Source organism: Clostridium sp. CAG:43 (assembly GCF_000434655.1).
In the GTDB taxonomy this organism is placed as follows: domain Bacteria; phylum Bacillota; class Clostridia; order Lachnospirales; family Lachnospiraceae; genus Otoolea; species Otoolea fessa.
Map to the genome: position 1 here is coordinate 1,752 of NZ_FR895009.1, position 8,179 is coordinate 9,930.

The 8,179-nt window shown below is 48.3% G+C and carries 6 protein-coding genes; 1 reads left to right on the forward strand and 5 read right to left on the reverse strand.

Annotated features, from left to right (window positions below):
* Positions 1-41: 41 nt before the first annotated feature.
* On the reverse strand, positions 42-1,223 hold the full coding sequence (locus QVO97_RS01105; protein ID WP_022358586.1) for an acetyl-CoA C-acetyltransferase: 1,182 nt from the start codon (positions 1,221-1,223) through the stop codon (positions 42-44).
* Positions 1,224-1,728: 505 nt separating this feature from the next.
* Between QVO97_RS01105 and QVO97_RS01110 the strand changes: the two genes are divergently transcribed.
* Complete coding sequence (locus QVO97_RS01110) at positions 1,729-3,072, forward strand: butyryl-CoA:acetate CoA-transferase (protein WP_022358587.1); 1,344 nt, start codon at positions 1,729-1,731, stop codon at positions 3,070-3,072.
* A gap of 219 nt (positions 3,073-3,291) precedes the next feature.
* Here QVO97_RS01110 and QVO97_RS01115 read toward each other — a convergent pair whose 3' ends face one another.
* The 4 genes from QVO97_RS01115 to QVO97_RS01130 all read right to left on the reverse strand — a co-directional run bounded on the left by QVO97_RS01115 (position 3,292) and on the right by QVO97_RS01130 (position 8,137).
* Entirely contained in the window at positions 3,292-4,971 is a 1,680-nt protein-coding gene (locus tag QVO97_RS01115) for a DUF5722 domain-containing protein (protein WP_022358588.1), read from the reverse strand.
* A 286-nt stretch (positions 4,972-5,257) separates the two neighbouring features.
* Positions 5,258-7,261 (reverse strand): heavy metal translocating P-type ATPase, encoded by a 2,004-nt coding sequence (locus QVO97_RS01120; protein WP_022358589.1) that lies wholly within the window; start codon positions 7,259-7,261, stop codon positions 5,258-5,260.
* Between the two features lie 169 nt (positions 7,262-7,430).
* Positions 7,431-7,649: a cation transporter gene (locus QVO97_RS01125; protein ID WP_022358590.1), complete on the reverse strand. Its 219-nt coding sequence runs from the start codon at positions 7,647-7,649 to the stop codon at positions 7,431-7,433.
* A gap of 128 nt (positions 7,650-7,777) precedes the next feature.
* Entirely contained in the window at positions 7,778-8,137 is a 360-nt protein-coding gene (locus QVO97_RS01130) for an ArsR/SmtB family transcription factor (RefSeq protein WP_022358591.1), read from the reverse strand.
* Between the last annotated feature and the right edge of the window lie 42 nt (positions 8,138-8,179).

Genomic DNA, 8,179 nt, shown 5'->3' on the forward strand with positions numbered 1-8,179 from the left:
GCCGGGGATAAGCCCCGACGACTCCGGTTCTGCGTCAGAAATTAGTCTCTCTCAACGATCGTTGCGCAGCCCATGCCGCCACCGATACACAGAGTAGCCAGACCCTTCTTAGCGTCACGTTTCTGCATCTCGTATAACAGAGTTGTCAGGATACGGCAGCCAGATGCTCCTACCGGATGTCCGATAGCGATTGCACCGCCGTTTACGTTCAGGATGTCTTTGTTGAAGCCAAGGTCACGAGCTACAGCGATAGACTGAGCTGCGAATGCCTCGTTTGCCTCGATCAGGTCGAAGTCTTCTACCTTCCAGCCTGTCTTCTTCAGAACTTTCTTGGTAGCTGCAACCGGTCCAATACCCATGATGCTCGGATCTACACCGCCCAGAGCGCCTGCTACCCATGTAGCCATCGGTTTGATACCCAGTTCTTTTGCTTTCTCTTCGCTCATAACAACTACAGCTGCTGCACCATCGTTGATGGAGGAAGCGTTACCAGCTGTTACACGTCCGTCTTTCTTGAATGCCGGACGAAGCTTGCCAAGAATCTCTACAGTGGAACCCGGACGCGGACCCTCATCGGTATCTACGATAACAGTCTCTTTTTTCTTCTTAACTTCGATCGGAACGATCTCGTCTTTGAAACGTCCAGCCTCGATAGCTGCGCAAGCCTTCTGCTGGCTAGCTGCTGCAAACTCATCGAGTTCTTCTCTTGTGATACCCCACTGATCGCAGATGTTCTCAGCGGTGATACCCATGTGGTAATCGTTGAATGCATCCCACAGAGCGTCATTTACCATGGTGTCGATCATGGTCGCATTGTTCATACGGTATCCGTAACGAGCCTTCATCAGAGCATACGGAGCTGCGGACATGTTCTCTGCACCACCAGCTACTACGATGTCAGCATCGCCTGCAAGGATCATATCTGCTGCTGCGTTTACAGCATTCAGACCAGAACCGCAAACCACGTTCAGGGTAACTGCCGGAACTTCTACCGGAAGACCAGCTTTCAGAGACATCTGACGTGCTACGTTCTGACCAAGGCCAGCCTGGATAACACATCCCATGTATACGTGATCAACCTGCTCCGGAGCAACGCCTGCTCTCTTCAGAGCCTCCTTGATAACTACGGCACCCATCTCAGCTGCTGGAACAGTACTGAGCTGACCACCCATAGAACCTACTGCGGTACGGCATGCACTTGCAATTACGACTTTCTTAGACATTGAAAAAATCCTCCTTGAAAATGATCCACCACGTAAATAACACAACTGCAGTAAATAGTAAAATAGTGATAAATATGATAGTGTATTTGTATCTTAACACCCCACGCGGCTCCTGTCAAATAATTATCAATGGATTTATAAAGATTTAAGATTCTCATTTTTCCGCGTACAATCCACTTATTTCTACATCGTTCTGATCGCCTTTAGGCGGAATGCACAATTTTTTTCTTCCGTTTTCTCAATAAAAGTGGTCTTCTCTGGCATTATAACCAACGTGGTATTTTGTTTGTGAATTAATAGACAAAGTCATTCTTCTTCTATTTACATACACTTATATCTGTAATTCATAAATATGAATATGTCGTCATTTTCCCCTATTTTGTCCTCCGCCTCTTTCGTTGACAAGGGGTAGTGGAGATGATACACTGATAAACAACGGGGGATGTCCGAATCACGCATTTGTACGGACTTCTTCATATTATTAAAAAGGACAAGGTGAATAAGTATGGATTACAAGAAACTGTATGCAGAAAAGCTGGTTTCCGCTGAAAAAGCTGCTTCCGTCGTTAAATCTGGCGACTGGGTTGACTATGGCTGGACCACCGGCACTCCGGTAGCAGTCGATGCTGCTATCGCAAAACGTCTTCCGGAACTGGAGAATGTAAACTTCCGCGGCGGTATCCTGATGTGGGTACCGGAGATCTTCAAGATCGAAAACCCGGCAGCTCATATGACCTGGAACTCCTGGCACATGAGCGGTATCGAGAGAAAGGCAATCGCACAGGGATTCAGCTTCTATGCTCCGATCCGTTATTCCGAGCTTCCGAGATACTATCGTGAGTCCGCAACCAAACCGGATGTAGCTGTATTCCAGGTCGCTCCGATGGACGAGCACGGTTATTTCAACTTCGGACCAAATGCTTCCCATATGGCAGCCTGCTGCGAGACTTCCAAGGTTGTCATCGTAGAGGTCAATGAAAATATGCCGGTCTGCCTCGGCGGATTTGAGAACGGCGTTCATATCTCCAACGTAGACATGATCGTAGAGGGCAGCAACCCGACCATCGCAGAGATGGGAGGCGGCGCAGCAGCGACTGATGTCGATGAAGCAGTTGCAAAACTGATCGTAGACGAGATTCCGGATGGTGCCTGCTTACAGTTAGGTATCGGCGGTATGCCGAACGCAGTTGGTTCCCTGATTGCGAAATCTGACTTAAAGGATCTGGGTGTTCACACCGAGATGTACGTTGACGCATTCGTTGATATTGCCGCAGCCGGCAAGATCACAGGCGCTCACAAAGCACTGGACAAAGGCCGTCAGGTATACGCATTCGGCGCTGGCACCAAGAAACTGTATGACTACTTAAACAACAACCCGGCCTGCATGAGTGCTCCGGTTGATTACACCAACGACGTCCGCACCATCGCAGCCCTGGACAACTTCATGTCCATCAACAACGCGGTTGACCTCGACCTCTTCGGTCAGATAAATGCAGAGTCCGCAGGAATCAAGCACATCAGCGGTGCAGGCGGACAGCTTGACTTCGTTCTGGGCGCTTACCTGTCCAAGGGCGGAAAGAGCTTCATCTGCTGCTCCTCCACCTTCAAGAACAAGGCTGGCGAGCTGCAGTCCCGTATTCTCCCGACCTTAAATCAGGGTTCCATCGTAACCGATACACGTGCAAACCTGCACTACCTGGTAACCGAGTACGGTAAAGTAAACTTAAAGGGTCTTGCAACCTGGCAGAAATGCGAGGCTATCATCTCCGTTGCACATCCGCAGTTCCGCGATCAGCTGATTAAGGAAGCTGAGAAGATGCATATCTGGAGACAGAGCAATAAGATCTGATAAGAACTCAAGATCTGATAAAATCGGCAGAATTCGGAGACAAAATCCAGCAAACCATCTATGGTATCTGAGACTCCCGGTTCTCCGATACATCAGATACGTTTATTTTCTAAAAAAAGTGCTTTTCCTCTCAAGAAATTTTCTTCGAGAAGAAAGGCACTTTTTTATTTATACTTTTTTCTTATAGTTTTTGTTCTACAAGTCTCTGTCTACTATCCGCTACTGTTCCAGAGACTTCCACCGGAAGTTCGGAATCACATCCGACCACTTATTAATTCCGATGATTGATTTTGCAAAATTCGAAGTTTCCAGCGTGTATCTCTTCTGATCAATGTCGTGGAAAACTCTCCAGAGCTTTCGATCCTTTACCGCTACAATCTCATTGCCCTGATTCATATCACAGGACCACAGACCGAAGCTTAAGCCTGCCCTTACCTCTGACGGCGCATCGACCTGACGACTCAGAATGTACGCGTCGATATACGGGTTACTGTCCACGATATAGTAAGAATATGCAAATGCCGCCGCCTGGATATCCGACACATCGCCGCGCGTCAGACTCTGTGCAGTAAATCCTTCCTCCGTCAGAATGACATGGCGCACCTCGCCAGATGCTGTCTTCATCGAATCCTGATTCAGATAATCGGTCAGTACATGCAGGTTTGCAAAGTTGACAATCGGTGAATCTGCACTCTCGGTTACCAGCCCCGTTGCCGGATCATCCCAGAATTCCGGTTCCGTCATCGGGTACGGATACGGATGGTAGGCAATGCCCCAGTCCATCTGGCCTTCCGTTACTGCCAGGGCGTTAAACGTATCAACAATGCCTTTGCCCGTATAATGCACCTGATCGTTCAGGTTCTCATACGGAGCTCCCCACCAGAAATCAAGTGAAAAATAAACCCGGTCATTCGCGCTTGTGCTCTTGATCGCCGTGTAGAACGTGCGGAATGCCTGCTGATACGTGGATACATATGCATTCAAATCTGCCGGTCCCATGTAGTTCCAAATCTGGTTGTTGATCTCATTGCCCAGAATCCAGTTGGAAATCTTCGCATAATTTGAATTATGATTCTTGCCGCTGTAACGATCCGCCAAAAACGCGAAGATCGCACGCGTTGTCTCAAATCCTTCCTGTGTCTTCGTGTTAAACATATAATAATTGGCGCTCGAAGATTTCGCAGTTCCCGCATGAACCAGTTCCGGGTGCGCGTCATTCCAGTCATTTAAAACGATCGCCGTCACAGATATATCTTTTCCGATATATGTACTGATCACCTTGTCATAATTTTCAACCACCGACTTATTAAAATGATACGTTTTTCCATCGTACTCATAATCAATGCCACTTCCTAAAAACTGGGAAAATGCGATATTGACCGCCACATGTTTGACACCCAGTGTAAATGCATCGTTGAGCATATTTAACTGGATATTCAAGCCCTTTTTCGTCAGCGGCGTCTTAAACGCATCCTGATTGGATGCAACCACCTCCGGATTTGTGATATAATGTGCCGCTCCAATTGCCGTAAATGTAGTTCCGTCAAACACTGCCGGAACAAACCGGCTGTAAAGGCGGTCCTGGGCAGTTCCCTTGTTTAAAGGAATCGAGACGGTCCTCGTTTCCCCTGCGCCTACGCTGCTGACATAATCAGTCCGACTTCCAATCTCCGACTCATACGGCCGCAATTCAAACAGATAAATCTTTCCGTCCGTCCCCGTTGTATCACCGTTGCTTGAAAGTGAAATATCCACTGTATTCTGCCCCGAACCAATCAGACAGGAGCCGATCGAAGCGGTTATCTGAAACGTCTGCGCCGCCAGTGCTGTGAACGCAGCCGCCACACTCAGGCAGACCGCTGCAGCCAGGACAAGCGCCGTTTTCATCCATTTTTTCATCCTGTTCCTTCCTTTCCGTCTAATATCCTATGGTATTTGATCATACTTCATTCTTCCGTCAGATTCAATTACTATTTTATTAAGGATTATTACAACTATTTTGGAAATTCTGTATGATTCCCAGCATTTTGTCTTTTCCAAGCCTTGATTTCTTTCTTATTCCTATTCTTTTACCACTTACAAATATTGGTTTTATATATAAATCCCTTAGAGCCGCAAGTTTAAAAAGCTACAGTTTCCGGAACCATCAAGTATTCCTTCCGCCATAGCTTTTTGATATTACCGATTATTTAGTTCTTAATGCCCTCATCGCATTTAAAATTGCAATGACGGAAACACCGACGTCCGCAAACACGGCTTCCCACATATTAGCCACTCCAGCCGCGCCCATCAGAAGCACAACCGCCTTAACCGCCAGGGCAAACACGATATTCTGGTGCGCGATTGCCATTGTCTTGCGTCCGATTTTAACCACACCTGCAATCTTCGCCGGGTTATCATCCATCAGGACAATGTCCGCCGCCTCGATCGCCGCGTCACTTCCCATGCTTCCCATTGCAATACCGACATCTGCACGGGAGAGAACCGGTGCATCGTTGATGCCGTCGCCGACAAATGCCAGCTTCCGCTTTCCGGTCATCTCCGCCAGCATCTCCTCGACCTTCTGCACCTTATCCGCCGGAAGCAGCTCCGTGTACGCCTGATCGATGCCGACCTTCGCAGCCACCGCCTCGCCGACCGCTTTCCGGTCGCCCGTCAGCATAACAGTACGGCGGATTCCAGCCGCCTTCAGTCCACGGATCGCATCCTCCGTCTCCGGCTTGATCGTATCGGCAATCAGGATACTTCCGGCAAATTTTCCGTCCTTTGCCAGATAAATCACAGTGCCGATGCCGTCGCATTCCTGATACGGTATATTTTTACTCTTCATCAGGCGTCCATTACCCGCCAGAACTATGTGACCGTCGATCGTTGTCTCGATACCATGACCGGAAATCTCGTTGGTTTCACCGATGCGGGTTAAGTCGATCAGGGGTTTGCGTACCACTCCCTGCACACCCTCTTTGGACTGCACCTCTTTTATTGTGTCATTGTCAGCATCCAGAACGATTTCTGCTGTTCCCGCATTCGCCTTTTGAGTTTCTGCTTCTGCCAAACTGCCTTTTCTCTCACGATACGCCTCCCGTATCGATTCCGCGATCGGATGCGTCGAATAATTCTCGGCATACGCCGCCAGCTCCAGAAGCTCATCCTCACTGATTCCCGCTGGATACAGCTCCGTCACTTTAAACTCGCCCTTCGTCAGGGTGCCTGTCTTATCAAATACAACCGTATCCAGCTCCGAAACTGCCTCCAGATAATTGCTTCCCTTGACTAACACACCGATGCGGGATGCAGCACCAATGCCGCCAAAGAAGCTAAGCGGAACCGAAATCACCAGCGCACACGGGCAGGAAATTACCAGGAAAATACAAGCTCTCTGAATCCACTCGCCAAATTCTCCGCCCAGCACAATCGGCGGCACAAATGCCAAAGCAACCGCCGCGATCACGACCACCGGCGTATAATATCTGGCAAACCGGGTGATAAAGTTCTCCACCTTCGCCTTCTTGCTGCTGGCATTCTCCACCAGCTCCAGAATCCGCGCCACCGTCGAATCATCAAATTCTTTCGTCACGCGCACCCGCAGAAGCCCGCTGCCATTGACACATCCGCTGATGATTTCATCCCCGGCTGCCGCACGGCGCGGTACCGATTCACCAGTCAGCGCCGAGGTATCGATCATCGATTCACCCTCTACCACCACGCCATCCAGCGGAATCCGCTCTCCCGGCTGTACCACGATGATATCATCCACTTCCACATCGTCCGGATCGACCTGCTCTAACTGTCCATCTTTTTCAATATTGGCATATTCCGGGCAGATATTCATGAGATCGCTGATCGACTGGCGCGAACGGTTGACCGCATAACTCTGAAACAGCTCTCCAACCTGATAGAACAGCATAACCGCAACCGCCTCAGAAAACTCGCCCACACCGAACGCACCGAACGTCGCTACTGTCATGAGGAAATTCTCATCAAACACCTGACCATTTTTAATCCCCCGGAACGCCTTGTATACAATATCCCATCCAATAATCAGATACGGAATTAAAAATACGACTAACTCTGTCCACGGCTGCGGCATTCCGGCAAATACATTCATTTTTTTCGCTGCTGCCGCCGCGATATATACGATTGCCGCCGCAACGATCCGCTTCAGCATCGTTTTCTGCTTCTGATTCATAAAGCCTCCCTTCATTCTGGAAACACGTTCCCTGAAAAAAAAGATATAGGAAAATGTGCCGGCACAGCTCATTTACCTATATCTTTTTACTTTGTCCTTCTGTGCATTACACAATCTGATTTTATTCTTTTAAAAAGCAGCTTTTGATCCGATTATGCCTTTTCCAATTTTACATATTAATAATGCAGTCCGGTTCCACCTTCTTGCACACTTCTACAACCTCTTTCATGATCTCGTCGAAACGTGCGTCATCCGCATCGATCGTCATTTTCTGCATCATAAAGCTGACACTCGCATCATTGACTCCATCCAGCTTCTTGATCGCATCCTCCATCTTTGCTGCACAGTTTGCACAATCCAGATCAGTTAATTTAAATTTCTTCTTCATGATAATCCTCCTCTTTTTATTGAGTTATAAATTTTTAATGTTTGCTTTTCGAGACCTGCAATTTTTTTCTTTACAGATAGCACCGCTTTCACATTCATTCAATCCATTATCATCATTCAAGGAACTTGCTATTCTTTAATATGCTCAAAGCCCTGGTTGATAATCCGGTAAACATGGTCGTCTGCCAGCGAATAGAACACCGACTTTCCGTCCCGGCGGCTCTTGACAAGCTGCGACTGCTTGAGAATCCGAAGCTGATGCGAAATCGCCGACTGCGTCATATTAAGCAGCTGTGCAATGTCGCAGACACACATTTCCGACTCAAACAGCACAAACAAAATCCGGATCCGCGTCGAATCACCAAATACCTTAAACAGCTCCGCCAGATCATACAAATCATCGTCATCCGGCAGCATTCCCCGGACCGACTGCACAACCTCATCGTGAACAGCACACTCCTCACAGCACTCTACATCATGAATTGCCATCCGATTTCTCCCTTCATGCTACGCGTTTCTGCCCTGCAAACT

Coding starts and splice junctions, on each gene's coding strand:
- QVO97_RS01105 (WP_022358586.1), bottom strand. CDS start 1,223: ATGTCTAAGAAAGTCGTAATTGCAAGTGCATGCCGTACCGCAGTAGGT.
- QVO97_RS01110 (WP_022358587.1), top strand. CDS start 1,729: ATGGATTACAAGAAACTGTATGCAGAAAAGCTGGTTTCCGCTGAAAAA.
- QVO97_RS01115 (WP_022358588.1), bottom strand. CDS start 4,971: ATGAAAAAATGGATGAAAACGGCGCTTGTCCTGGCTGCAGCGGTCTGC.
- QVO97_RS01120 (WP_022358589.1), bottom strand. CDS start 7,261: ATGAATCAGAAGCAGAAAACGATGCTGAAGCGGATCGTTGCGGCGGCA.
- QVO97_RS01125 (WP_022358590.1), bottom strand. CDS start 7,649: ATGAAGAAGAAATTTAAATTAACTGATCTGGATTGTGCAAACTGTGCA.
- QVO97_RS01130 (WP_022358591.1), bottom strand. CDS start 8,137: ATGGCAATTCATGATGTAGAGTGCTGTGAGGAGTGTGCTGTTCACGAT.